The sequence below is a fragment of the Vreelandella gomseomensis genome (assembly GCF_031451645.1).
GTDB lineage: Bacteria > Pseudomonadota > Gammaproteobacteria > Pseudomonadales > Halomonadaceae > Vreelandella > Vreelandella gomseomensis.
In genome coordinates, this window is record NZ_JARWAI010000005.1 from 18,951 (window position 1) to 42,990 (window position 24,040).

The following is a 24,040-nucleotide window of genomic DNA, read 5'->3' on the forward strand; positions in this document are numbered from 1 at the left end:
GCTTGTGCCCTCCGTTTTTTATTTATACGCAAGCAGTCATCTGTTAGCCTTGCAGCCCGTTACTGTTTTTCACCCATTTCTATCTCATTGATAGCGATATGTGATCCTTGGTATGGATCACCACTGCGCTCAAGGACAATTTGCATGCCCATTGTGACACTGCCGGATGGCAGCCAGAGAACGTTCGAATCGCCGCTTTCCATCATGCAGCTGGCAGAGTCCATTGGCCCTGGTTTGGCCAAGGCCTGCGTGGCAGGAAAGATTGACGATGTGCTGGTGGATGCCGCCGATCTCATCGAGCAAGACGCCGACGTTGCCATCCTGACGGCTCGGGATCAGGAAGGTCTGGAGATCATCAGGCATTCCTGTGCCCACCTGATCGGCCACGCCGTCAAGCAGCTGTACCCCAATGCCAAGATGGCGATTGGGCCGGTGATTGAAGATGGCTTCTATTACGATATTGAATTTGGCGACTCGGTATCTTCCGATGATCTGGAGGCGATCGAAGCACGCATGAAGGCGCTTATTGATCACGAATATGACGTCGTCCGCGAATATGTCGACCGTGATCAAGCGATGCTAACCTTTCTTCATCGCGACGAACCCTACAAGCAAGAGATCGTTCGGGATATTCCGGAAGGGGCCACTATCCGGTTGTATCACCACGAAGAATACACGGACATGTGTCGTGGCCCGCATGTGCCCAATACCCGCCATCTCAAGGCATTCAAACTGACCAAGCTGGCTGGTGCCTACTGGCGCGGTGACGCCGCCAACCCGATGTTGACGCGCATCTATGGTACGGCGTGGGGTGACAAGAAGCAGCTCAAGGCGTATCTGAAACGTCTCGAAGAGGCTGAAAAGCGCGACCATCGCAAGCTGGCACGCAAGATGGATCTGTTTCATCTTCAGGAAGAAGCCCCGGGGATGGTGTTCTGGCACCCCAATGGTTGGACGATGTACCAGGCGCTGGAAGATTACATGCGCCAGATTCAGCGCGAGCATGGGTACCAGGAAATCAAGACGCCCCAGGTCGTGGATCTTTCGCTATGGAAAAAGTCGGGTCATTGGGGGCACTACAATGAACTGATGTTTACCACGGAGTCAGAAAAACGCGAATATGCCGTCAAGCCGATGAACTGCCCGTGCCATGTGCAGGTGTTTAATCAGGGACTCAAGAGCTACCGTGATTTACCGCTGCGTCTGGCAGAGTTCGGCAGCTGTCACCGCAACGAGCCGTCCGGTTCGCTGCATGGCCTGATGCGCGTACGAGGCTTTACCCAGGACGACGCGCACATCTTTTGTACCGAAAGCCAGATTCAGGCGGAAGCAGAAGCTTTTATTGCGCTGACGCTGCAGGTATACAAGACGCTCGGTTTTGACGATGTGGAACTCAAGCTGTCAACGCGTCCTGAAGACTTTCTGGGTGAGGCAGCGATGTGGGATCAGGCCGAACAGGGGCTGGAGGCGGCGCTCAATGCCACGGGGCTTGAATGGGATCTGCAGCCGGGTGAGGGCGCCTTTTATGGCCCGAAAATCGAATTTGCCCTGCGTGATTGCCTGAATCGCGTGTGGCAATGTGGTACGCTACAACTCGATTTCAATTTGCCAGGGCGACTCGGCGCGCAATACGTTGCCGAAGACGGGGCCCGCAAGACCCCGGTCATGCTGCATCGTGCGATTCTTGGTTCCTTCGAGCGTTTCTTGGGGATCCTGATTGAGCATTATGCGGGGGCAATGCCATTATGGCTCGCGCCGCAACAGGTCGTTATCATGACGATCACCGATTCGCAGCGTGATTATGCGCTTGCTTTAGAGCAGCGTTTGCAAAAAAATGGCATGCGAGCAAAAGCGGACTTGAGGAACGAGAAAATCGGCTTTAAAATCCGCGAACATACGTTACAGAAAGTTCCCTATCTCCTGGTGGTAGGAGATAAGGAAGTCGACGCTGACTCAGTGGCCGTGCGAACTCGCAGCGGCGAAGATCTCGGCACCATGACGGTCGATGCATTCATCGAACGTTTTGGCGCAGAGCGAGCAGCCCTGGCGACATCGTCAATTGCCTAAGGAGACGGACCGATCAAGCGAAGCAATCAGCGAGGGCGTCCAGCAGATAAGCGCCCACCAATGAACGAGCGAATTACCGAAGAAGAAGTACGTCTTATCGACAGCGAAGGTGAGCAGTTGGGCGTTGTGCCCACCACCGAAGCGTTGGAGCGTGCTCAAACCGCCGGTTTGGATCTCGTACAAATCTCGAATGCCGATCCCATCGTCTGCAAGATCATGGATTACGGCAAATTCGTTTTTGAGCAGAAGAAGCAAAAAGCGGCTCAAAAGAAAAAGCAGAAGCAAATCCAGGTCAAGGAAGTCAAATTCCGGCCTGGCACCGACGAAGGCGACTATCAGGTCAAGCTTAAAAACCTGACGCGCTTTTTGGAAGGTGGTGACAAGGGTAAGGTCACATTGCGCTTCCGTGGTCGTGAAATGGCGCACCAAGATATCGGCCGAAAGCTGATGGAACGGATCGCGGCAGACCTGGAAGAGATCGGAACGGTGGAAGCATTTCCAAAAATGGAAGGCCGCCAGATGATCATGATCCTTGCCCCGAAAAAGAAGTGATCCAACGGCGAAGTTAACGGGCTGCCTTCTACAGGTAGCAGGCCCTGGATTTTCTAAAAAACATCGAGCGGAGTTATCCTCATGCCGAAAATCAAAAGCAACAGTGGTGCTGCAAAGCGCTTCAAAAAGACCGCCAATGGCTTCAAGCACAAGCAGTCTTTTCGTAGCCACATCCTGACCAAGAAGTCGACCAAGCGTAAGCGTCAGCTGCGCGGCATGAAGCAGATTCACGCGTCAGACAAGGCGCTGATTCAGCGCATGCTGCCGAATCTGTAACGTCGAATTTTCTTATTCTGAGTGCTTTTTGCCTCAGGCCTAATGTCAGGAGTGTGTTATGACTCGAGTCAAGCGTGGCGTAGTTGCCCGTCGTCGCCATAAAAAAGTATTGAAGCAGGCCAAAGGTTATTACGGTGCGCGTTCGCGTGTTTTCCGTGTCGCCAAACAGGCGGTAATCAAAGCCGGCCAGTACGCCTATCGCGACCGTCGTAATCGTAAGCGTCAGTTCCGCGCGCTGTGGATCCAGCGTATCAATGCGGGTGCTCGCATCAACGGCATGTCTTACAGCCGCTTTGTTGGCGGCCTCAAGAAAGCCGGTATCGAAATCGACCGCAAGGTATTGGCGGATCTGGCTGTCCATGAGAAAGCGGCCTTTGCGGCTATCGTGGAAAAAGCCAAGGCTGCCCAATAAGCTTCACCCGGCGCTGATGGCGCCCGTGGATGCCAAGGTCATTTAGTGTGACCCATACAGGGGAAGAGCAGCCGCTCTTCCCCTGTTTTTATGTCACGCTCTTCAGTCAAATGTGACCCATCGCCAGGATGGGAACCGCTTAATTCGGAGTAAACAGGATGGACCACCTTCCGGCGCTGGTATCTGAAGCGCGCGATGCCATTCAAGCCGCGCAGAACGTCGCTGAACTGGATGAAGTGCGCGTACGCTATCTGGGTAAAAAAGGCGAAATGACGGCGTTGCTGAAAGGCCTGGGGAAGCTGTCAGCCGAAGAGCGTCCTGCTGCGGGTGAGCGGATTAACCACGCCAAGCAAACGCTGGCGCAGGAAATCGACGTCAAGCGTCAGGCGCTCGAGCGCGAAGCACTCGACGCACGTCTGGCGGCGGAGCGTATCGATGTCACGCTTCCCGGCCGCACCCAGTCGCCAGGTGGCTTGCACCCAGTGACGCGCACGCTTGAGCGAATTGAAGGGCTGTTTACACGAATTGGCTTTGACGTCGCGGTGGGGCCCGAAATCGAAGACGACTATCATAACTTCGAGGCGCTCAACATTCCCGCGCATCATCCCGCACGGGGAATGGCCGATACGTTTTACTTTGATGCCACGCGTCTGCTGCGCACGCACACCTCGCCTGTTCAGGTGCGCACCATGAAAACGACTGAGCCGCCCATTCGTATTGTCTGCCCGGGGCGTGTCTATCGTAGCGACTCGGATCTGACCCATACGCCCATGTTTCATCAGGTCGAGGGACTGCTGGTTGACGAGGACATCAGCTTTGCGGATCTGAAAGGCACCATCGAAGATTTCCTGCAGGCGTTTTTTGAGCGCGATGACCTGTCGGTTCGCTTCCGCCCGTCGTATTTTCCGTTTACAGAGCCCTCGGCGGAAGTGGATATCCAGTGCGTCATGTGCAGCGGCGATGGCTGCCGGGTGTGTTCGCACAGTGGTTGGCTGGAAGTCATGGGTTGCGGCATGGTGCATCCCGAAGTCTTTCGGCATTCGGGTATCGATGCCGAGCGTTTTACGGGTTTTGCGTTCGGTATGGGGGCTGAGCGCCTGGCAATGCTCCGATATGGCGTTAACGATCTGCGTCTGTTCTTTGAGAACGATCTGCGCTTCTTGCGCCAGTTTGCTTAACACCACGGCCCAACACAGGAACGAGCATGAAATTTTCAGAACAGTGGCTGCGTGAATGGGTTTCACCGCAGCTGGATACCCAAGCGGTAGCCGATCAGATCACCATGGCGGGCCTGGAAGTCGACGCTGTCGAGCCAGTGTCGGCTTCGTTCAGTGCCGTGGTAGTGGCCGAGGTGCTGACCAAGGATAAGCACCCAGACGCCGATAAGTTAAACGTGTGTACGGTGGATGACGGCAGTGGCGCACCGGTTCAGGTCGTGTGTGGTGCACCCAATGTTGGCGTGGGTCAGAAAGTGCCTTTTGCCCAAGTAGGCGGTCTCTTGCCCGGCGATTTCAAGATCAAGAAAGCCAAGCTGCGTGGCGTCGAGTCCCGGGGCATGATCTGCTCCGCCTCGGAGCTTGGCCTTGAGGAAGAAACGTCAGCTGGTATCCTCGAGCTGCCTGGTGACGCGCCCGTCGGGATAGACTTTCGTGCCTTCATGAACCTTAACGACATGACCGTTGAGGTCGATCTCACGCCTAACCGTGGCGACTGCCTCAGTATCAAAGGAATGGCGCGGGAAGTGGGGGTGCTCAATCGCATGGCAGTGACGGGCCCGGAAATAACACCGGTACCTGCTACGACTGACGAGACGTTTGCCGTCGATATCGAGGCGACGGAGCAGTGCCCCCGGTATCTGGGTCGTGTGATCAGCAACGTCGATGTCACTGCGGAAACGCCGCTCTGGATGGTGGAGCGCTTGCGGCGCAGCGGCGTGCGCTCGATCGATCCGGTCGTTGATGTCACCAACTACGTGATGCTGGAGCTTGGTCAGCCGATGCATGCCTTTGATCGGGATAACCTGACGGGGAGCATGGTGATCCGCATGGCGCGCCCGGAAGAGACGCTTACGCTGCTCGATGGCCAGCAGGTTGCCCTGCGCCCTGAAACGCTGGTGATTGCCGACCAGGCTGGCCCGCTTGCCATGGCCGGCATTATGGGGGGCGAGTTATCCGGAGTGAGCGAGACCACCCGGACGATCTTTCTCGAGTCAGCCTTTTTCAGCCCGCTGGCGATTGCCGGCCAGGCACGCTCCTATGGACTGCATACCGATGCGTCACACCGCTTTGAGCGCGGTGTCGACCCGCTGCTGACGCCGCAGGCGGTTGAGCGTGCCACCCAGCTGCTGCTCGATATTTGCGGCGGTCAGGCAGGGCCCGTTGTGGAAGCGAAGAGTGATGCGGCCATGCCCGCACCGCGTCGAGTCGTCCTGCGGGAAGCGCGGCTTGAAAAGGCGCTTTCAAAGCGCCTGGGCAAGGACGATGTGACCGATATCCTCGAGCGTCTGGGCTTTGGCGTGGTGGTCGGTGATGGCGACTGGCAGGTTGACGTGCCCAGCTGGCGATTCGATGTTGCTATCGAGGAAGACCTTGTTGAAGAGGTTGCGCGCATCCATGGCTACAACAACCTGCCGGTGCGTCGGCCGGCCGCGCGTCTGTCGCTGCGTGCCGAGGACGAAGCCGTACTTTCGCTGAAGCAGCTGCGCCGCCAGATGGTGGCGCGAGGGTTCCAGGAAGCGATTACCTATAGCTTTGTTGCCCCTGAGCTGCAGTCTGCGCTCTTGCCTGACGCGGTTTCTCCCGTGCTTGCCAACCCCATTTCCGCAGATCTGTCAGTGATGCGCGCCAGCCTGCTGCCGGGGTTGGTGCGAGCGATGGAGCATAACCTGAATCGTCAGCAAAACCGCGTACGACTGTTCGAGACCGGGCTGGTCTTCAACGGCGAGCTGGATGCCTTATCCCAGGTGCCGATGATGGGGGCGCTTGTCTGCGGCGCACGCGACCCGGAAGGGTGGAGCGCGGGCAAGGCAGGCGTTGATTTTTATGACCTCAAAGGTGACCTGGAAAGCTTGCTGGCGCTGGGTGGTAATCGGGATGCCTGGCGCTTTGAACCCGCTGAGCATCCTGCCCTGCATCCCGGTCAGAGCGCCCAGGTATTGTTTGAAGGCCAGCCAGCGGGCTGGGTGGGTACCTTGCACCCTCAGGTCAGAGCGACGCTAGGCCTGAAAGTCGATGCCATCGTCTTTGAGGTGCGCCTCGATCATTTGAGCCAGGGGAGCGTGCCCGCATTCGAGCCGTTATCGCGCTTTCCAGAAGTGCGCCGCGACCTTGCCTTCACGCTGGCCGATGAGCGTCCTGTTCAGGCGTTGCTGGACAGTGCCCGCGTGGAAGCAGGTGAATACCTGAAAGACATAACGCTATTTGATGTCTATGCTGGTAAAGGCGTTGCCGAGGGCCATAAGAGTATTGCGCTGGGGTTGACCTGGCAGCACCCATCGCGCACGCTTAATGATGAAGAAATCAATCAGTTGGTCGAGTCGATAGTGGCGCAGGTACACGCCGAGTTAGGTGCCGAGCTGCGCGGCTAACAGAGCCAGGGTGCGAGCTGTTCGCATGCTTGACGGCGTTTGCTACATGGAGGAGTCCTATGGGTGCGTTGACCAAGGCAGAGTTGGCGGAGCATTTACACACCGAGCTATCGTTTTCCAAGCGTGAAGCGAAGGCCATGGTCGAAGCGTTCTTCGAGGAGATACGGGCCTGCCTACGTGAAAACGAGCAGGTCAAGCTGTCGGGGTTTGGAAACTTCGATTTGCGCGACAAGCGTGAGCGACCCGGGCGTAATCCCAAGACAGGCGAGGAGATTCCTATTTCGGCGCGCCGCGTGGTGACGTTTCGCCCCGGTCAGAAGCTCAAGCAGCAGGTTGAGCATCATCGAGGGCCGGCTGCTTAGCTAGCGCCTTTAGCCGTGCCTTCAAACCATCAGGCTGACGTACCCCCGTGGACATTTGATCAATGTTCACGGGGTTTTGTTTGCGCCCTTTGTAGAAGCTGCCCAAGGGTGTGTTGGCGGATGGGGCGTGTTAATATTTGAGTAAATTCATCAAGTATTCGTCGGCATGCTGTCGGCAGTCCATCAGTCAACATTGAGGAGCCATAATGCCTCGGCTAAGTATCGTAGTGGGTACCATGTACGGCGGTGCGTTGGATGTCGCAGAGCAGGTCAAACCCCTGTTTGAAGAGGCGGGTTACACCGTCGATGTGCTCGAACAGCCGGTGCTTGCAGACATCACCGATGCAGCGCCTGATCTTGCATTATTCTGCGTGTCCACGACGGGGAGCGGTGATTTTCCGGGCAGCTTTGTGCCTTTCGTGCGCGAATTGCAGGCCAAGAGCCCCTCGCTTGATTCGTTGACCTACGGCCTGATCGCACTGGGCGACAGCTCATACGGAGATACCTTCTGCGGCGCGGGACGCCGTCTGGACGAACTGCTGGCCGACCACGGTGCGGTTCGTCTCGGCGAGCGCCTGGAAATCGATGCCATGGAAACGTTCATGGCGGATGATGCGGCCTTGCCCTGGGTCGAGTCCTGGCTCGAATCCGAACAGCTGGCGGTAGGCAGCTAGTGGCGTCCGGTGTGCCTACCTCCGCACAGCGAGTGAGCAGTGCTTTCGGCCTTTGCATCGTGATGCTGGCGACACTGCCGCGCTATATGGCGGGGGGCAACGAGACGCGACTCTCCCTTATCATCATAGCCCTTGTCATTGTGCTGGTGGCCGTTGTCGTCCAGTGGCGAATGTTGTCCGCCGCGGAACGTCACCGGCTTCCGGGCATGTTCAAGCGGCTCGCCGCCATGATGGGGCTTGGCGTCCTGGTGATGGGGGGGTGGCACGCACTTTTCACCGACTGGATCAGCTGGCAGGTGTTCATTTCCCATGCCGCAACCTTTGGGCTTGTCGCCCACGTCATCAGTCTGTGGTGGGCGACAGGCAAGGGAAGCGCTACGTCGCGATAAGCGCCTGGAAATCGGCAGGCGTCAACGGCCGACTCAGGTAGAAACCCTGAATGGCGTCAATCGGATACTGGCTCAGCAGCGCTAATTGCTGCTCGGTTTCGACGCCTTCCGCGACGACACTCAAGCCGAGCTGTTCCGCCAGGCTACTGATGGCGGCGACGATGGGGCGGCTGTCGTGGGTCTTGTCGTCAAGCGCGGCAATGAAACTCTGGTCAATCTTGAGGCTGTTCGCGGCCATTTTGTGCAGATAGCTGAGCGACGAGTAGCCCGTGCCGAAATCATCCAGTGCAATCCGGCAGCCCAGGGCACTCAACTGGCTGAGTACGTCCATGCCTTGCTCGCGTCGCTCGAACAGCATGCTTTCGGTAAGCTCAAAGGTGATCAGCGTCGGGTCGATGTTGGCATCCTTGAGTTTCTTTTCGACCTTGGCAATGAAATCTGCCTGCCAGAATTGCGCCGCCGATAGGTTGATGGCGATAGGTGGCGGGGTGATCCCAGCCTTCCGCCAATGATTGATGTCGCTGAGCACTCGGTCGATGATGTGTTCGCCAAGCGGCAGAATGAGCCCAGAGCGTTCTGCCAGGGGGATGAAGGTGCCGGGTGACACCCAGCCGTGATCCGGATGATACCACCTGGCGAGGCTCTCCGCCGACGCAATGGCGCCCGTGTTGCGGTTGTAAATCGGCTGGTAGTGCATCTCAATGCCGTTATGCCCTTCCAAGGTATTGCGCAGAGCCGTTTCCAGCGACAGATGCTGCTGCGCCTGCCTGTCCATTTCCGCGCGGTATAGTCGATAGGTGTTGCGTCCCTCCTGCTTGGCGCGATACATGGCGGCATCCGCGCTATGCATCAAGGCCGTCGGGGTTTCGCCGTCGTCGGGATAAACGCTGATGCCCAGGCTGCAGCCAACGCGGAACTCATGACCGTCGATAGCATAGGGGGCGCTGATGGTTGAAATAATGCGCTGCGCTACGCCCGTGGCATCGCCGAAGTCGCGAATGCTCGACAGCAGGATAATGAACTCGTCGCCGCCCAGGCGGGCCAGGGTGTCGTCTTCACGCAGCTGGCCGCGCATGCGGTCGGCGGCATGCATCAGTAGCTCGTCGCCCACGGCATGCCCAAGAGTATCGTTGACCTGCTTGAAGTGGTCGAGGTCGATGAAGATCAGGGCAAGGGGTTCGTGGGCGCGATGGGCGTGGTGCATGGCGAGCTTGAGCCGGTCTTCCAGCAGCCGTCGGTTGGGCAGCCGCGTCAGCGGGTCGTAATAGGCGAGGTGGCGAATCTGTTCTTCGTTTTCGCGCATGTGCGTGATGTCGGTAAACAGGCCCGCGTAATGCTGAGTGATGCCATCCTGGTCGGTGATGGCGGTAATCGTCAGCAGCTCCAGGTAAAGCTCGCCGGATTTGCGGCGATTCCAGACCTCGCCGCGCCAATAGCCGTTTTCCTGCAGGCATGCCCACATCTGCTGATAAAAGCGTTCATCCTGGCGGCCGGAGGCCAGGACGCTCGGCGTTTTCCCGGTGACTTCTTCCAGCGTATACCCTGTCATGTGAGTAAAGGCGGGGTTGACGAACTCGATGCGCGTCTGGGCATCGGTGATGATGATGCCCTCCAGTGAAGATTCGATGACGCGTTCGGCAAGCTCAAGATTCTGGCGTGACTTGGCCAGGGCGCTATCGCGCTGTTCCAGAGCGTCGCGCAATTCGTCGAGGTAATGGTGGTCGGCGGTCATCAGAATATCTCTGAAGCCTATCAACCCCGACACCTGGTGGCGCCCGTCCAGCACGGCCAGGTGGCGTATACCGTGGTGGATGAGCAATTCCCGTGCCTGGATCAGCGGGGCGTTCTCGGCGATGGTGTGGAGTGGTCGACTGGCCAATTGGCCGATGGACGTGGTGCCGGGGTGGAGTGCCACAAAGCCGATGAAGTCGCGCTCGGTGACGATCCCGAGGCCGTCACTGGTATTAACTATCGCGGCATCATGCTGGTTTAGACGCATCTTTTCCGACACATCGTTCAACAGCAGTTCGCCGTCAAGCACGAGTGGGTGGGACTGCATGGCCGTATGCACTTCGCGCAGGCGAAGGTAAGGTTCCAGCCCCTGGTGGAGCGCAATGTCTGTCTGCGACACGATGCCCACTGGCAAGTCATCGGCATCGGTGACCAGTAGATGACGGTGGCCCCGTGAGCTCAGCAGCCGCGCGGCTTCATCAACCCGCATGTGCATGGGCGCTGTTGCCACGGGGCTGCTCATGTGCCGTTCGATGGGTTCCTGACGTGTCTGCTGGTTAAAGAAATCGATGCCCAGGGCGTCGTGTTCCGTCCAGATGCCGAGTGCCTGCTGATTTTCGATGACCAGGATGCAGCTGCACTGGCGCTCGGTCATGCGCTGGGCGGCTTCCCGGAGAGGGGTCGCGGGAGCGCAGTGAAGCAGCCCAGTTTGCATCACGTGGGAAAGCGGTAGATCATGTACGTTCATTATCGAAAAACTCGTGTGCTTGACCTTCAAATGAGCGTCAGGAAAAAGCGCACAGCATAACGTAAATGCGTCGTCATTTCGCATTACTGACGGTGGCCGGTATGATTTTGCCCGCTTTCAGCCCCGCGATTCCCTTGTAATTCACATTGATGCCCCCATCTTGCGAGCATGGCGCTTGCCAGCGTGCGCCAGGGTTCTTAAAATCAGCCCTTGGATTTATTTACAGCAATCAACACAACGCCCAGCCGTTAGAGGACAATTCATGCAAGTTTCCGTCGAGACGACCTCCCAGATTGAGCGCCGCATCACGATTCAAGTGCCTGCCGGCGAAATCGATGAGGCTGTCAATACTCGCTTAAAAGAAACGGCGAAAAATGTTCGCTTGAATGGTTTCCGCCAAGGGCGAGTGCCGATGGCCGTGGTTCGTCAGCGTTACGGTCAAAGCGTGCGTGACGAAGTGGTTGGCGAAGTGATGCGCGAGAGTTATGTGCGCGCAATTACCGATGAAGGCTTCAACCCGGCGGGTTACCCGCAGATCGAGCCGCTCGTCAACGAAGCCGGTAAAGACTTCGAGTTTGTGGCGACCATGGAAGTTTACCCGGAAGTCGAGCTGGCCTCGATCGAAGGTACCGAGGTCGAGCGCCCTGTCGTCGAGGTGACCGATGCCGACGTTGATGAAATGATCGACACGCTGCGCAAGCAGAACGCGGCATGGGAAGAGGTCGATGCCGCAGCGGAAGACGGTGATCAAGTGACGATCGATTTTCAGGGCTACCTTGGCGATGAGCCTTTCGAAGGCGGCAGCGCCGAGGGCCACGAACTGGTGATTGGGTCGAACAGCTTCATTCCCGGCTTTGAAGAGCAGCTCATCGGCGCCAAGGCCGGTGACGACAAGACCATCACGGTGACGTTCCCTGAGGACTATCAGGCCGAGCATCTGGCGGGTAAAGAAGCCACCTTCAAGGTCAAGGTGCACAAGGTCAGCCGTCAGACGCTGCCGGAAGTCGACGCTGAATTCATCGAGCGTTTTGGCGTTGAAGGCGGTGATGAAGCCCAGTTCCGTGCCGAAATCAAGAAGAACATGACCCGTGAAGCGGCCCAGGCGGTCGACAACCGCGTCAAGCAGCAGGTGCTAGATGCGCTGAAGCATGCCAACGACATCCCCGTGCCCAGTGCCCTTGTCCAACAAGAGACCGATGGCATGAAGCGGCAGGCCGCTCAGCAGTTCGGGCTTGGCGAAGATTTTGATGTCAGCCAGCTGCCCAACGAGCTGTTTGAAGAGCAGGCCAAGGGCCGCGTTCAGGTCGGCCTGCTGCTGGCCGAAGTCATCAAGGCTAACGAGCTTGACGCTTCCGACGATGAAATCAAGGCGAAGGTCGAGGAGCTTGCCGAGCAGTATCAGGATCCTTCCGAAGTCGTTGACTACTACATGGGCAATGACCAGATGAAGACCCAGGTCAAATCGGCCATTCTCGAAGAAAAGGCGGTCGACACGCTGCTCGAGCAGACCACCGTCAACGATGTCGAGATGTCCTACCAGCAAGTGCTGGCGGCGGCTCAGCAACAGGCTGAAGCAGGTGAGGGCGCGGAGGAAGACGAAACAGCCAGCGCCTAACATCACGACGCAGGCGCACCTTCGGGTGCGCCATCCCTTATCGGACGCAAGGAATCACCGAAATGAGTGAGTTTGATATTCAAAACGCCGGCGGTTTAGTGCCCATGGTGGTGGAGCAAAGCGCCAAAGGGGAACGGTCTTACGACATCTATTCGCGGCTGCTCAAAGAACGCGTCATCTTTCTGGTAGGCCCCGTTGAAGATTACACGGCCAACCTGGTAGTGGCTCAGTTGCTGTTTCTCGAGTCAGAGAATCCCGACAAAGACATCCATCTGTATATCAATTCGCCGGGTGGTTCGGTGACGGCTGGCATGTCGATCTATGACACCATGCAGTTCGTCAAACCCGATGTCTCTACCGTGTGTATCGGGCAAGCCGCCAGCATGGGCGCGCTGTTGCTGACCGCAGGTGCCGAGGGCAAGCGCTATTGCCTGCCTAACTCGCGCGTCATGATTCATCAGCCGCTGGGTGGCTACCAGGGGCAGGCATCGGATATTGAAATCCACACCCGGGAAATACTGGGTATCCGTGAAAAGCTGAATCACATTCTTGCCCATCACACGGGCCAGGATTTCGAGGACGTTGCGCGGGATACCGATCGCGACAACTTCATGAGCGCCAACCAGGCTCAGGAGTACGGCTTGATTGATGCAGTGCTGGATAAGCGGCCGACATCCTGATAGCGTGACGGGATACTGCATTTCCAGCAAGCTTACAAGGCGGTGTTCACCGCCGCAGTGAAAGAGGTACGCGAATGGCCGACGGCAAAGGCAAAGACGAGGGTGGCAAGCTGCTTTACTGCTCGTTTTGCGGAAAGAATCAAAACGAGGTAAGAAAGCTGATTGCCGGCCCGTCCGTCTATATCTGCGATGAGTGTGTCGATCTATGTAACGACATCATTCGCGAGGAAGTTCTCGAAGCCGATGCCGAGAGCGATGAAGAGCGGCTACCGACGCCTCGCGAAATTCGTTACACGCTTGACGACTACGTCATCGGACAAGACCGTGCCAAGATGGTCTTGTCTGTCGCTGTGTATAACCATTACAAGCGACTTAAATCCCAAGTGCGTGAAACTGACGTCGAGCTGAGCAAGTCCAACATCCTGCTGATTGGCCCGACCGGTAGCGGTAAAACGCTGCTTGCCGAAACCATGGCGCGGCTGTTGAATGTGCCGTTCACCATTGCTGATGCGACCACGCTGACGGAAGCAGGCTATGTGGGTGAAGATGTTGAAAACATCATCCAGAAGCTGCTGCAGAAGTGCGACTACGACGTCGAAAAGGCGGAGCGCGGCATTGTCTACATCGACGAAATCGACAAGATTTCGCGCAAATCCGACAATCCGTCCATTACCCGGGATGTCTCCGGTGAAGGCGTGCAGCAGGCGTTGCTCAAGCTGATCGAGGGCACCACCGCCTCTGTACCCCCCCAGGGTGGTCGTAAGCATCCTCAGCAGGAGTTCGTGCAGGTCAACACGGCCAATATGCTGTTCATCGTGGGCGGTGCTTTTGCCGGCCTCGACAAGGTGATAAGGGATCGTTGCGAAAAGGGCGGTATCGGTTTCAACGCCAACGTGAAGAGCAAGGAATCTTCGCGCGGTGTGGGTGAGCTGCTGGCCGACGTCGAGCCGGATGATCTGGTCAAGTTCGGCCTGATCCCCGAGTTCGTTGGGCGTCTACCAGTGATTGCAACCCTCACGGAGCTGACCGAAGAAGCGCTAATCGAGATTCTTACCGAACCCAAGAACTCGCTCGTCAAACAGTATGCCAAGCTGTTTGAAATGGAAAACGTGGCGCTTGAGTTCCGCGATGACGCGCTGCAGGCCGTGGCCCATAAAGCCATGGAGCGCAAGACCGGTGCGCGTGGCTTGAGGTCGATTCTGGAATCCGTACTGCTCGACACCATGTATGAAATTCCTTCTCTGGAAGGTGTCAGCAAGGTGGTGATCGAAGCCTCGGTGATCAACGGTGAAAGCGAACCGCTGCTGATTTACTCCCAGCAAGAAGAGGCGCGCGTTGACGGGACTGACGGCTAACATTGTCGCCTGAGATGGCAAGCTTTCTATCGGTTTCTTGGTCAGCGCCAGTCAAGGGGTCGCTCATGCGACCCCTTGTCATTCGTAGCGCAGCGCACCCTTGTGCCCTGACCGCGCCCTTAACGTAGTCAGTTCTCTTCCCAGAACTCATCTGATATATCGAGGAACGTCTGCGATGCAGCAGAGCGCCGAACAGACACAGTGTCTCCCCCTTTTACCATTGCGCGATGTGGTGGTTTATCCGCAGATGGTCATTCCCCTTTTTGTGGGGCGTGAAAAGTCGATCCAGGCCCTCGAAGCGGCTATGGAGACTGATAAGCGCGTCTTGCTGGTAGCCCAGCGTGAGGCCTCCCAAGACGAGCCTGACAACGCCGATCTGTATGCCATGGGGACGGTGGCCGACATCATGCAGCTGTTGAAGCTGCCCGATGGAACGGTCAAGGTGCTCATCGAAGGCAACTATCGTGCGGACGTCACCCGCATCGAAGAGCATGCCGATGGCTATACCCAGGCCTACCTGACCGCCCGCGACAGCCAGCCTCTGACTGCCCGCGAGCAGGAAGCACTGGTGCGCGTGCTGCTCAACCAGTTCGAACAGTATGTCAAGCTGTCGAAAAAAGTACCCAATGAGGTGCTCAACTCGCTGTCGGGCATTGAAGACCCTAGCCGCCTGGTCGATACCATCTGCGCGCACTTGTCGCTCAAGATTGGCGACAAGCAGGAGCTGCTGGAGATGGATCGCGTACGCGACCGTATCGAGCATCTGATGGCGCTTATCGAGTCTGAGATCGACCTGTTGCAGGTCGAGAAACGGATTCGCTCACGCGTCAAGGAGCAGATGGAAAAGACCCAGCGTGAGTACTATCTCAACGAGCAGATGAAGGCCATCCAGAAAGAGATGGGCGAGCTCGATGACGTGCCCAATGAGGCGGAAAAATATGAGCAGGCGATTGCCTCCTCAGGCATGCCCAAGGAAGCCGCCGACAAAGCCACTCAAGAGCTCAACAAGCTCAAGATGATGGCAGCCAATTCCGCCGAAGCCAGCGTGGTGCGTTCCTATCTGGACTGGCTGATCGCTGTGCCCTGGAAAAAACGTACGCGGGTCAAGCACGATTTGCAGAAAGCCCAGCAAGTGCTCGACGAAGACCATTACGGGCTCAAAGAGGTCAAGGCGCGCATCCTGGAGTACCTGGCGGTTCAGAAGCGCGTACGCAAGATGAAAGGCCCGGTGCTGTGCCTGGTGGGCCCGCCCGGCGTTGGTAAAACCTCGCTGGGGCAATCCATCGCCCGAGCGACAAACCGCAAGTATGTGCGCCTTGCCCTGGGCGGCGTTCGCGATGAGTCGGAGATCCGCGGTCACCGCCGGACCTATATCGGCTCGCTGCCAGGCAAGCTGATGCAGCGCATGAGTCGGGCCGGGGTCAAGAACCCGTTGTTTCTGCTGGATGAAGTGGACAAGCTGGGCATGGATCACCGGGGTGACCCGTCGTCGGCGCTGCTTGAGGTGCTGGATCCCGAGCAGAACAACAGCTTCAGCGATCATTATCTTGAATTGGATTACGATCTGTCGGAAACGCTGTTTATCTGCACGGCAAACTCGATGAATATCCCGGGGCCGCTGCTGGATCGCATGGAGATCATTCGCCTGCCGGGCTACACCGAGGACGAAAAACTGGCGATTGCCAAGCGTTACCTGCTTCCCAAGCAGCTCAAGGCCAACGGCTTGAAAACCGACGAGCTGGCGCTCGAGGACGAGGCGTTGCTGGAGCTCATTCGCTACTACACCCGTGAGGCGGGCGTGCGCGAACTGGAACGTCAGATCGCCAAGGTCTGCCGCAAGGTACTGCGCGAGCGGATAGAGCCGTCGGCGGAAAGCGACGGCGAGCTGCCGCCGGGCGTGCTGGCTGCCACGCACATCGAACACTATGCCGGCGTGCGGCGCTATAGCTACGGGCTTGCCGAGGAAGATGATCAGGTCGGTCGGGTGACCGGGCTGGCGTGGACGTCAGTCGGTGGCGAACTGCTCAATATCGAGTCGGTGGTCACGCCGGGTAAGGGGCGTATCAACAAGACCGGTTCGCTGGGCGACGTCATGAAAGAGTCGGTCAGCGCCGCGCAAACGGTGGTGCGTGCCAGGGCAGAGGCGTACGGCATCGATGCTGAGCGTTTCGAGAAAGAAGACCTGCATATCCACGTGCCAGAAGGGGCGACCCCCAAGGACGGGCCCAGCGCCGGTGTCGCGATGGTCACGGCGATTGTCTCGGCCTATACCCAGCGGCCGGTAAAATGCGATGTGGCGATGACCGGCGAAGTGAACCTGCGCGGTGAGGTCATGCCGATCGGCGGCCTAAAGGAGAAATTGCTGGCGGCCCGCCGGGGTGGTATAAAGATAGTCCTGATTCCGGAAGAAAACCGTCGTGATCTCAAGGAAGTACCTGACAATATCAAGGATGCACTGGATATTCGTCCGGTGCGCTGGATTGACGATGTACTCGCCGTCGCGCTAGCGGATGAGCCCCTGGAGGGCGCGCCGCTACCCAAAACGGATAATACGTTCAGCAGTACCGCTGTCGCCAATACCCACTAGAGGGTCGGCTGTCCGCTAACGTTTATTTGTATTACTGCCCAATGCCGTCATGGCGGGCACATCCAGGCAGGGTTGCTTGACAGTCGTTTCAAGGCATTGCTATAAAACGCTGCTATGCCTTGATCGTCGATTACATCGGTGACCATGCCGTCAGAGCCATTTTTAGAAACAGTCAAGGGGTGAAGTGTGAATAAGTCTGAGCTGATTGAAGCCATTGCCGCGTCTGCCGATATTCCAAAAGCAGCGGCAACACGCGCATTGGATGCCATGGTGGAGTCTGTCACCGATAGCCTCAAGAAAGGCGACAGTGTTTCACTGGTGGGCTTTGGTACCTTCGCGATCAAAGAGCGTGCTGCACGTACCGGGCGCAACCCGCAAACGGGTGAACCGATCGAGATCAGCGCGGCAAAAGTGCCTAGCTTCAAGGCCGGCAAAGCATTGAAAGACGCCGTTAACTAATTTGTACGCGTTTGATGTCATCTATGGGCGCATCGCAACCGCGATGCGCCCATGTTATTTTCTAGCCCACTCATCAGGGGCGACCCGTTTAGCTGTGACTACCTGAGGCCAACATGCTGCAAAGTATTCGAGATGGATCCCGAAGCTGGGGAGCCAAGATTATTATTGGTGTCATGGTGGCCGCCATGGCGCTTTTTGGTGTGGAATCCTTGTTTGGCCTGTTCGGTGACGACCCGAATCAGGAAGCCAGCGTAAACGGCCAGCCGATCATGCGTCAGCAGATCGAGATGAACGTTCAGCGTGCCATGCGTTCGGGGCAGGTGCCGCCTGAGCAGGAGCGGCAGCTACGCAAAGACGTGCTGGATGACCTGATCACCCAAGCGCTGGTTACCCAGTACGCCGAAGGGGGCGGCCTGTACGTATCGGAAGATCAGGTCGATCAACTGATTGTCGGGATCCCCGAGTTTCAGGACGAGGACGGACGCTTCTCGCCCGATGTGTTCCGCAGCCGGTTATCCGGTGCCGGCTATACGCCGCTGTCATTCCGTGAAGAACTGGCAGTGGACGTCAAGCGTCAGCAGCTTCAGCAAGGACTTGCGTTCAGTGATTTCACGCTGGAAAGCGAGCGTCAGCGACTGGCCGAGCTTCAGCGCCAACAGCGCAGCTTTCGTTATGTAATGCTGGATACCGATGACCTCGAAGGGGATATCGAGATCAGCGAAGGCGAGCTCGAAGCCTACTACGAAGATAACGCCGATCGATTCGAGCGTCCTGAACAGGTACGTCTCGAGTACGTGCTGCTGGATCGTCGAGACATGGCCAGCGATGCTGATGTGGACGAAGAGGCGCTACGCGATGCCTGGCATGAGCGAAACGCCGATGCCGATCGCCGCGTTTCTCACATCATGATCACCTTTGGTGATGAGCGTGACCGGGAAGCCGCCCAGCAGCAAGCCGAAGAGGCGCTCCAGGCGCTGGAAGAAGGCGAGTCGTTCGCCGATACCGCCTTGCGCTATTCCGATGATACCGCAAGCGCCGAAGAAGGCGGCGATCTGGGCACGATCAGTCGCGGTTTCTTCGGTGAGGCCTTTGATGAAGCAGCCTTTTCGCTTGATGAAGGTCAAACGTCGTCAATCGTCGAGATGGACAACGCCCTGCATATCATTCAGGTGACCGATATCGATCGCCCGACCTTCGACGAGCAGCGCGACAGCCTCCGTGAACAGGTAGCGCTGGATGAAGTCAGCGACGTGTTCAACGACAAGGCCCAGCAGCTGATCGACGAGAGCTTTGCGGCGGATGATCTTGAAAGCGTGGCGAATGATCTGTCGCTGACCCTGCAGGAAAGCGATTGGCTGGCGCGGGATGCCGACGGCGATGGTGTCCTGTTCGAACCAGGCGTGATGGAGCAGGCCTTCAGCGACGACGTCCTGGAAGAAGGCTACAACAGTGACGTGATCGAACTCGATGAAGATCGCCGGCTGGTGGTACGCGTTGCCGAACATCGCGAGCAGACCCAGCTACCCCTCGACGCCGTTCGTGATGAGGTGGAGGCGGCCGTGCGTGACCAGCGTCAGCGCGAGCGACTGGAGGCGCAGGCACAGGAAATGATCGCCCGGCTGCAAGACGGCGAGTCCGTCGATGTGGAATGGCTGGAAGCCGACGAGGTACGTCGCCAGGATGACGTAACGGCGTCGCAGCTGATTGTCCAGGAAGCCTTCCGGATGCCGCACCCCGACGAGGGAGAGACCACCTATCAAACGGCCATGATGCCCAGTGGCGTTGCCCTGATTGCCCTCGATGAAGTGACAAGTGGTGATGTGGATGAAGAGCGCGAGCGTTTTGTGGCCCGAATGGCCGAGCAGCTTCGCGCCCAGGCCATCATCCAAGGGCTCATCGACGACCTGCGCAGCGATGCCGAGATAGAGCGTTAACCGTCAGGCGCTGTTGTCCACAAAAAAGCCGATCCTTGCGATCGGCTTTTTCATGCGTGATCATCAGGCTGACGGTGGGTCGCTGAGAGCGAATTGGCGCAGCCTTGGGGCCGTTTTGTGATCGGCCTTCTCGATCACGATATCCCAGCCGTGCTGGGCATCCCAGTCACCCAATACATAGCGTTTTGCCGGGACGTCTTCCACCGTCAGGTCGTGAACCTTGGGACGGTGCGTGTGCCCATGAATCATGGTGGTGACACCGTAGCTTTCCATCAGGCTGACCACCTCGTCATGGGTCACGTCCATGATGGCGTCTTCCTTCGTGGCGTTGGCATCCCCCGACTGCATACGCAGGCTTGAGGCTAGCTCCAGTCGCTGATCCAGGGGCAGGGCGAGTATCTGCGCCTGCCATTCCGGGTGGCGGGACTGCTGCCGGAAAGCCATGTAGGCGTTATCCCGGGTACACAGGCTGTCACCGTGGAGAATGACGGCAGGCATGCCCTGGAGCTCGACTTCTTCAATGTCGGCGAGCAGCGTCGCCTGGCAGGCTGCAATGAAGCGCTCGCCGATCAGGAAGTCGCGGTTGCCATGAAGCAGGTACACAGCGGTGCCATCGCTGCTCAATTGATGCAGGCGCGCAACGACCTCGCGTCCCACGGCGCCCAATGGGTGAGGCGAATCGAGGAGATCGTCGCCGATCCAGGCGTCGAACAGATCGCCCAGAATGTACAGGGCGTCGGCGCCGTTGGCGGTTTGCGCCAGATAATCATAGAACCCCTGATTAAGCTCAGGGGTATCATGACTCAGGTGCATATCCGCTACTAGTAGAGTACGCATAGCGCTCCCGAGGCTTATTCAGATTCCTTGATAAAGGCGCGCTCAATAATCACGTCCTCGGCGGGCACGTCGGCGTGCATGCCGCGGCGGGTGGTGCTGACGTTTTTAATGGCGTTGACAACGTCCATGCCGTCGACCACTTCGCCAAAGACAGCATAGCCCCAGCCCTGGAGGTTTTTACCGCTGTGATCCAGGAAGCTGTTATTGCCGACGTTGATGAAAAACTGGGCGGTGGCTGAATGCGGATCCTGGGTGCGGGCCATGGCCAGGGTGCCCAGGGTGTTTTTCAGGCCGTTATCCGCTTCGTTCTGGATCGGGTCGCGGGTAGGTTTTTGATTGAAATCCTGGTCAAAGCCGCCGCCCTGTACCATGAAGCCATCAATGACCCGATGAAACAGTGTGCCGTCGTAAAAGCCATCGCGAACGTATTGTTCAAAGTTGGCGGCCGTCTCGGGCGCTTTTTCGTGATTAAGCGCAATCGTGATGTCACCGTGGTTCGTCTGTAATACGATCATAGATAAATTCCTGTTCAATAAAGGCGTTCGCCTTGGCGCTGTGCATCGGCGTCACGTTATAATAACGGTTTTGCCCGGCACCGCGAAGCGCTATACCGTTAGCGTAGACAGACGATACCGGGCACGCCATCCACCACGAGGTTTTCAACACCACCATGACCAACGAGACCACCCCAGCGCCGAACTTCATTCGCAACCAAGTACGCGACGAGATCGAGGGCGGCCAGGTCACAAAAATCGTGACGCGCTTTCCCCCGGAGCCCAATGGTTTCCTGCATATCGGCCATGCCAAGTCGATCTGTCTCAACTTCGGGTTGGCGGAGCAGATGGGTGGTGAGTGTCACTTGCGCTTTGACGACACCAACCCGGCCAAGGAAGAACAGGCCTATATTGACGCGATCAAGGATGACGTCAGCTGGCTGGGGTTTGAATGGACGGGTCCTGTGCGGTTTGCCTCGGACTACTTTGATCAGCTCTACGCCTGGGCGCAGCACTTGATCCGTGAGGACAAGGCCTACGTCGATGACCTGACGCCCGACGAGATCCGGGAATACCGCGGCACGCTGACCGAGCCCGGCCAGCCGAGTCCCTATCGCGAGCGTAGCGCCGACGAAAACCTGGACCTCCTGGAACGTATGCGCAATGGGGAGTTTGCCGAGGGCGAGAAAGTGCTGCGCGCCAAGATCGACATGGCATCGCCGAACATCAATCTACGCGATCCGATACTCTACCGTATCCGCCACGCCAGCCATCATCAGACCGGCGATAAATGGAAAATCTATCCGTCCTACGATTTCACCCATGGCCAGTCTGACGCCCTCGAAGGCGTGACTCACTCCATTTGCACCCTGGAGTTTGAAGACCACCGTCCGCTTTACGAGTGGTTCCTGGATAATTTGCCGGTACCTGCCAAGCCCCGCCAGATCGAGTTTGCGCGGTTAAACCTCAACTACACGCTGACGTCCAAGCGCAAATTGAAGATGCTGGTCGACGAACAGATCGTGGACGGCTGGGACGACCCGCGCATGCCCACGATCTCGGGGATGCGTCGGCGGGGCTACACGCCCGCGTCGATCCGCAAGTTCTGCGACATGATCGGGGTGACCCGCGCCGACGGCGGCCTGGTCGATATTGCCATGTTGACCCACGCGATTCGCTCGGACCTGGAAGACAATGCCCCGCGGGCGATGTGCGTGCTCAAGCCGCTCAAAGTGGTGCTTACCAACGTGCCTGACGACCATGAAGAAGTATACGAGGTGGCCGGCCACCCTGCGCGTGACGATATGTCGGTGCGCAAGGTGCCCCTGACCCGAGAGGTGTATATCGATCAGGACGACTTCATGGAAGACGCGCCGAAAAAATTCTTCCGTCTTGCGCCGGGTAAAGAGGTGCGTCTGCGTAACAGCTACGTCATCCGGTGCGATGAGGTGATCAAGAACGAGGCAGGCGACGTCACGGAACTGCATTGCTCGGTGGATTTTGACACCCTGGGTAAAAACCCGGAAGGTCGCAAGGTGAAGGGGGTCATTCACTGGGTCAGTGCCGAGCACGGTATTCCGCTCGAAGTGCGGCTGTACGATAACCTGTTCATGGTCGAACAGCCGGATCGCGACAAGGACGTCGACTTCCTTGACCATTTGAATCCCGAGTCCCTGACCGTCTGTCAGGCAATTGGTGAACCCAGCCTGGCGGAGGCGGGCCCCGAAGCGCGCTATCAGTTCGAGCGGGTAGGCTATTTCTGTGCGGATCGTCACGTGTCGACGCCGGGTCGTCCGGTCTTCAACCGCACCGTCGGGCTCAAGGATAGCTGGGCGAAAATCAAACAGAAAGGTTAAGGAATTCGGCCAATGCAAATCTACAATACGCTGACGCGTCGCAAAGAGCCTTTCACCCCGCTGGAGGCGGGCAAGGTCAGCATGTATGTCTGCGGCATGACGGTGTATGACTACTGCCACCTGGGCCATGCACGGGTCATGGTGGCGTTTGACGTGATTACCCGTTACCTGCGCGAACGCGGCTACGACGTCAATTATGTGCGCAACATTACCGACATAGACGACAAGATTCTCAAGCGTGCCGACGAAAATGACGAGACGATCACCGCGTTGACCGAGCGCATGATCGCTGCCATGCACGAGGACGAAGCGCGGCTCAATGTGCTGCCGCCCAGCCACGAACCCCGAGCGACGGGACACGTGGGCGATATCATCGCGATGATTGAGACGCTGGTGGAAAAAGGCTATGCCTACCCGGCAGATAACGGCGATGTCTACTATCGCGTTCGCCGTTTTGCCGACTACGGCAAGCTCAATAATCGCCAGCTGGATGACATGCGCGCCGGCGCCCGCGTCGGCGTTGATGTGCACAAGGAAGACCCGCTCGATTTCGTGCTGTGGAAAGCCGCCAAGCCCGGCGAAGCAAGCTGGCCGTCACCCTGGGGCGACGGACGACCGGGCTGGCATATCGAATGCTCGGCGATGTCGACCTGCTGCCTTGGAGAGACCTTCGATATCCACGGCGGTGGGCCTGACTTGACCTTTCCTCACCACGAAAACGAGATTGCGCAGTCGGAAGCCGCCACCGGCAAGACCTATGTCAATACCTGGATGCACGCTGGGGCCGTGCGGGTGGATCAGGAAAAGATGTCCAAGTCCCTGGGCAACTTCTTCACCATACGAGAGGTGCTCGCCGAGCACGACCCGGAGGTTGTGCGCTATCTGCTGGTTGCCAGCCATTATCGCAGTGCCATCAACTACTCGCTGGATTCGCTGGTCGAGGCCAGGAAGTCACTGACGCGTTTTTACACCGCGCTGGATGGCGTCAACGGTGACGACAGCGCAATGGATACTAAGGCGTCGACTGCCCATCGCGAACGCTTCACCGCCGCGATGGACGACGACTTCAACACACCTGATGCGTTGGCCGCGCTGTTTGACCTGGCGCGTGATCTCAACCGTGCCAAACAGGAGGCGCCGGAAAAAGCAGCGCCGCTGGCCGGCGAGTTGAAGCATCTTGGCGGCGTGCTCGGCCTGCTGCAACAGGCCCCCGATGTCTTCCTGAAAGGCACTCAGCAGCATGCCCCGGCGATCAGCGAATCGGCCATCGAGGCCAAGATTGCCGAGCGTCAGGCCGCCAAGGCCAACAAGGATTTTGCCCAGGCCGATGCTATCCGCGATGAGCTGGCAGCACAGGGAATTATTCTGAAAGATTCCCGCGAAGGAACCACCTGGGTGATCGAGTCTGTCTAGGGATAGGCTATCA

20 protein-coding genes are annotated in these 24,040 nt (G+C 57.9%); 17 read left to right on the forward strand and 3 right to left on the reverse strand.

Translation table 11 applies throughout. From position 1 onward, the window contains the following. Nucleotides 1-144 precede the first annotated feature (144 nt). The 9 genes from thrS (at nucleotide 145) to QC815_RS07580 (ending at nucleotide 8,318) form a co-directional block, all read left to right on the forward strand. Nucleotides 145-2,067, forward strand: coding sequence for a threonine--tRNA ligase (gene thrS / locus QC815_RS07540; RefSeq protein WP_230448185.1), 1,923 nt, complete (start codon nucleotides 145-147; stop codon nucleotides 2,065-2,067). A 60-nt stretch (nucleotides 2,068-2,127) separates the two neighbouring features. Next, the gene (gene infC / locus QC815_RS07545; RefSeq protein WP_230448164.1) at nucleotides 2,128-2,619 is read left to right on the forward strand and encodes a translation initiation factor IF-3; all 492 of its coding nucleotides are present in this window, start codon (nucleotides 2,128-2,130) and stop codon (nucleotides 2,617-2,619) included. Between the two features lie 81 nt (nucleotides 2,620-2,700). Continuing rightward, nucleotides 2,701-2,895: a 50S ribosomal protein L35 gene (gene rpmI, locus QC815_RS07550; protein ID WP_009724291.1), complete on the forward strand. Its 195-nt coding sequence runs from the start codon at nucleotides 2,701-2,703 to the stop codon at nucleotides 2,893-2,895. Between the two features lie 58 nt (nucleotides 2,896-2,953). Then, a complete protein-coding gene (gene rplT / locus QC815_RS07555; protein WP_009097607.1) occupies nucleotides 2,954-3,307 on the forward strand; it encodes a 50S ribosomal protein L20 in 354 nt (117 codons plus the stop codon). 158 nt (nucleotides 3,308-3,465) lie between these two features. Then, complete coding sequence (gene pheS / locus QC815_RS07560; protein ID WP_230448163.1) at nucleotides 3,466-4,485, forward strand: phenylalanine--tRNA ligase subunit alpha; 1,020 nt, start codon at nucleotides 3,466-3,468, stop codon at nucleotides 4,483-4,485. Nucleotides 4,486-4,511: 26 nt separating this feature from the next. Then, nucleotides 4,512-6,893 (forward strand): phenylalanine--tRNA ligase subunit beta, encoded by a 2,382-nt coding sequence (gene pheT, locus QC815_RS07565; protein ID WP_230448162.1) that lies wholly within the window; start codon nucleotides 4,512-4,514, stop codon nucleotides 6,891-6,893. Nucleotides 6,894-6,952: 59 nt separating this feature from the next. After that, a complete protein-coding gene (locus tag QC815_RS07570; RefSeq protein WP_230448161.1) occupies nucleotides 6,953-7,255 on the forward strand; it encodes an integration host factor subunit alpha in 303 nt (100 codons plus the stop codon). A 206-nt stretch (nucleotides 7,256-7,461) separates the two neighbouring features. Next, nucleotides 7,462-7,929 (forward strand): flavodoxin domain-containing protein, encoded by a 468-nt coding sequence (locus QC815_RS07575; protein ID WP_230448160.1) that lies wholly within the window; start codon nucleotides 7,462-7,464, stop codon nucleotides 7,927-7,929. Nucleotides 7,930-7,940: 11 nt separating this feature from the next. Continuing rightward, nucleotides 7,941-8,318, forward strand: a complete 378-nt coding sequence (locus tag QC815_RS07580) for a hypothetical protein (protein ID WP_309767888.1) — start codon at nucleotides 7,941-7,943, stop codon at nucleotides 8,316-8,318. On the opposite strand, the gene QC815_RS07585 is transcribed toward QC815_RS07580, so the two are convergent. Continuing rightward, entirely contained in the window at nucleotides 8,305-10,797 is a 2,493-nt protein-coding gene (locus tag QC815_RS07585; RefSeq protein WP_309767890.1) for an EAL domain-containing protein, read from the reverse strand. The genes QC815_RS07580 and QC815_RS07585 overlap by 14 nt on opposite strands. A gap of 262 nt (nucleotides 10,798-11,059) precedes the next feature. Between QC815_RS07585 and tig the strand changes: the two genes are divergently transcribed. From tig to QC815_RS07615, 6 genes are all read left to right on the forward strand, one after another. Next, nucleotides 11,060-12,412 (forward strand): trigger factor, encoded by a 1,353-nt coding sequence (tig, locus tag QC815_RS07590; protein ID WP_309767892.1) that lies wholly within the window; start codon nucleotides 11,060-11,062, stop codon nucleotides 12,410-12,412. Between the two features lie 62 nt (nucleotides 12,413-12,474). Then, a complete protein-coding gene (gene clpP / locus QC815_RS07595) occupies nucleotides 12,475-13,092 on the forward strand; it encodes an ATP-dependent Clp endopeptidase proteolytic subunit ClpP (protein WP_309767894.1) in 618 nt (205 codons plus the stop codon). A gap of 74 nt (nucleotides 13,093-13,166) precedes the next feature. Continuing rightward, complete coding sequence (clpX, locus tag QC815_RS07600) at nucleotides 13,167-14,447, forward strand: ATP-dependent Clp protease ATP-binding subunit ClpX (protein WP_230448156.1); 1,281 nt, start codon at nucleotides 13,167-13,169, stop codon at nucleotides 14,445-14,447. A 175-nt stretch (nucleotides 14,448-14,622) separates the two neighbouring features. Continuing rightward, nucleotides 14,623-17,034, forward strand: coding sequence for an endopeptidase La (gene lon, locus QC815_RS07605; protein WP_309767896.1), 2,412 nt, complete (start codon nucleotides 14,623-14,625; stop codon nucleotides 17,032-17,034). A gap of 186 nt (nucleotides 17,035-17,220) precedes the next feature. Then, the gene (gene hupB / locus QC815_RS07610; protein WP_230448154.1) at nucleotides 17,221-17,493 is read left to right on the forward strand and encodes a nucleoid-associated protein HU-beta; all 273 of its coding nucleotides are present in this window, start codon (nucleotides 17,221-17,223) and stop codon (nucleotides 17,491-17,493) included. Between the two features lie 113 nt (nucleotides 17,494-17,606). Further along, nucleotides 17,607-19,427, forward strand: coding sequence for a SurA N-terminal domain-containing protein (locus QC815_RS07615; RefSeq protein WP_230448153.1), 1,821 nt, complete (start codon nucleotides 17,607-17,609; stop codon nucleotides 19,425-19,427). Between the two features lie 63 nt (nucleotides 19,428-19,490). Here the strand turns inward: QC815_RS07615 and QC815_RS07620 are convergent, their stop codons facing one another. Beyond that, on the reverse strand, nucleotides 19,491-20,264 hold the full coding sequence (locus QC815_RS07620) for a UDP-2,3-diacylglucosamine diphosphatase (RefSeq protein WP_309767899.1): 774 nt from the start codon (nucleotides 20,262-20,264) through the stop codon (nucleotides 19,491-19,493). Between the two features lie 14 nt (nucleotides 20,265-20,278). Next, a complete protein-coding gene (locus tag QC815_RS07625; RefSeq protein WP_309767902.1) occupies nucleotides 20,279-20,779 on the reverse strand; it encodes a peptidylprolyl isomerase in 501 nt (166 codons plus the stop codon). Nucleotides 20,780-20,934: 155 nt separating this feature from the next. Between QC815_RS07625 and QC815_RS07630 the strand changes: the two genes are divergently transcribed. Both QC815_RS07630 and cysS read left to right on the forward strand, forming a co-directional pair. Next, nucleotides 20,935-22,614 carry a glutamine--tRNA ligase/YqeY domain fusion protein gene (locus tag QC815_RS07630; RefSeq protein ID WP_230448150.1) on the forward strand — a complete coding sequence of 560 codons (1,680 nt, stop codon included), beginning with the start codon at nucleotides 20,935-20,937 and terminating at the stop codon, nucleotides 22,612-22,614. A gap of 12 nt (nucleotides 22,615-22,626) precedes the next feature. Then, nucleotides 22,627-24,027, forward strand: a complete 1,401-nt coding sequence (gene cysS / locus QC815_RS07635) for a cysteine--tRNA ligase (RefSeq protein ID WP_309767905.1) — start codon at nucleotides 22,627-22,629, stop codon at nucleotides 24,025-24,027. The last annotated feature ends 13 nt before the right edge of the window (nucleotides 24,028-24,040 follow it).

Bases quoted from the DNA above. Each gene is read 5' to 3' on its own strand.
- rpmI (WP_009724291.1), top strand. From the start codon at position 2,701: ATGCCGAAAATCAAAAGCAACAGTGGTGCTGCAAAGCGCTTCAAAAAG.
- rplT (WP_009097607.1), top strand. From the start codon at position 2,954: ATGACTCGAGTCAAGCGTGGCGTAGTTGCCCGTCGTCGCCATAAAAAA.
- QC815_RS07615 (WP_230448153.1), top strand. From the start codon at position 17,607: ATGCTGCAAAGTATTCGAGATGGATCCCGAAGCTGGGGAGCCAAGATT.
- QC815_RS07620 (WP_309767899.1), bottom strand. From the start codon at position 20,264: ATGCGTACTCTACTAGTAGCGGATATGCACCTGAGTCATGATACCCCT.
- thrS (WP_230448185.1), top strand. From the start codon at position 145: ATGCCCATTGTGACACTGCCGGATGGCAGCCAGAGAACGTTCGAATCG.
- lon (WP_309767896.1), top strand. From the start codon at position 14,623: ATGCAGCAGAGCGCCGAACAGACACAGTGTCTCCCCCTTTTACCATTG.
- infC (WP_230448164.1), top strand. From the start codon at position 2,128: ATGAACGAGCGAATTACCGAAGAAGAAGTACGTCTTATCGACAGCGAA.
- clpX (WP_230448156.1), top strand. From the start codon at position 13,167: ATGGCCGACGGCAAAGGCAAAGACGAGGGTGGCAAGCTGCTTTACTGC.
- QC815_RS07585 (WP_309767890.1), bottom strand. From the start codon at position 10,797: ATGAACGTACATGATCTACCGCTTTCCCACGTGATGCAAACTGGGCTG.
- pheS (WP_230448163.1), top strand. From the start codon at position 3,466: ATGGACCACCTTCCGGCGCTGGTATCTGAAGCGCGCGATGCCATTCAA.
- clpP (WP_309767894.1), top strand. From the start codon at position 12,475: ATGAGTGAGTTTGATATTCAAAACGCCGGCGGTTTAGTGCCCATGGTG.
- QC815_RS07630 (WP_230448150.1), top strand. From the start codon at position 20,935: ATGACCAACGAGACCACCCCAGCGCCGAACTTCATTCGCAACCAAGTA.
- QC815_RS07570 (WP_230448161.1), top strand. From the start codon at position 6,953: ATGGGTGCGTTGACCAAGGCAGAGTTGGCGGAGCATTTACACACCGAG.
- pheT (WP_230448162.1), top strand. From the start codon at position 4,512: ATGAAATTTTCAGAACAGTGGCTGCGTGAATGGGTTTCACCGCAGCTG.
- tig (WP_309767892.1), top strand. From the start codon at position 11,060: ATGCAAGTTTCCGTCGAGACGACCTCCCAGATTGAGCGCCGCATCACG.
- QC815_RS07625 (WP_309767902.1), bottom strand. From the start codon at position 20,779: ATGATCGTATTACAGACGAACCACGGTGACATCACGATTGCGCTTAAT.
- QC815_RS07575 (WP_230448160.1), top strand. From the start codon at position 7,462: ATGCCTCGGCTAAGTATCGTAGTGGGTACCATGTACGGCGGTGCGTTG.
- cysS (WP_309767905.1), top strand. From the start codon at position 22,627: ATGCAAATCTACAATACGCTGACGCGTCGCAAAGAGCCTTTCACCCCG.